The organism is Rhizobium sp. P1_E6, assembly GCF_056405875.1.
The window spans coordinates 1-845 of the sequence record NZ_JBFUBG010000318.1; the positions used below are offsets into that span (position 1 = coordinate 1).

Sequence of the window (845 nt, forward strand, 5' to 3'; positions counted from 1 at the left end):
TAGGGTTAAAACCCAATCAAACTATTGATTAAATTATCTCTGTATGATTCACTTCGGTAATARTGGGAGTTTGAATCATGGCAGGAGAATTCTGGCTTGATGACCGACAGTGGGCGGTGATCGCTCCTCTGCTTCCGACGAACCAACCCGGCGCTCATCGAACTGATGACCGCCGGGTGATCAGCGGGATTATCCACGTCCTGCGATCGGGTTGYCGGTGGCAGGATTGTCCAGCTTGCTACGGACCTTCGACAACCRTCTACAATCGCTTCCATCGCTGGTCTGCCAAAGGAATATGGCGGCGGCTGTTTGAAGCCCTGGTGCAAACGACCGATCAGGACATTCACATGATCGACAGCACCACCGCAAAAGCGCACCGCTCCGCCGCTGGCGGAAAAGGGGGGCGGATGCCGAAGCAATCGGTCGCTCGCGAGGCGGCAGATCGACAAAAATCCATGCTGTTGTCGATGGTTGCGGCCGTCCAATCGCGCTGCGGATAACGCCTGGACAGCGCGGCGACGCCCCCGTTGCCATTCCACTGATCGACCCCTTGCCGCCGAGCCGCATCTGCGCTGCCGATACCGCTTACGACAGCAACGCGTTGCGCGACTTTCTCACTGCACGCGGCACCGAGCCTGTCATTCCCAACAATCCAACCCGAAAGCAGATCAAACCGTTCGACCCCGTCGCCTACCGCCGGAGAAATATCATCGAACGTGCTTTCTGTCGCCTCAAGGACTGGAGGCGTGTCGCAACTCGATATGACAAGCTCATGCTCAACTTCGCGGCAACTTGCTACATCGCCGCCATCGTCATTTGGTGGGCCTGATTGAGTCTGGAGCCTA

1 pseudogene is annotated in these 845 nt (G+C 57.0%); it reads left to right on the forward strand.

The window, feature by feature from the left end:
• Nucleotides 1–77: 77 nt before the first annotated feature.
• A pseudogene (locus AC1D35_RS36490) lies at nt 78–763 on the forward strand (IS5 family transposase); the annotation flags it as partial.
• Between the last annotated feature and the right edge of the window lie 82 nt (nt 764–845).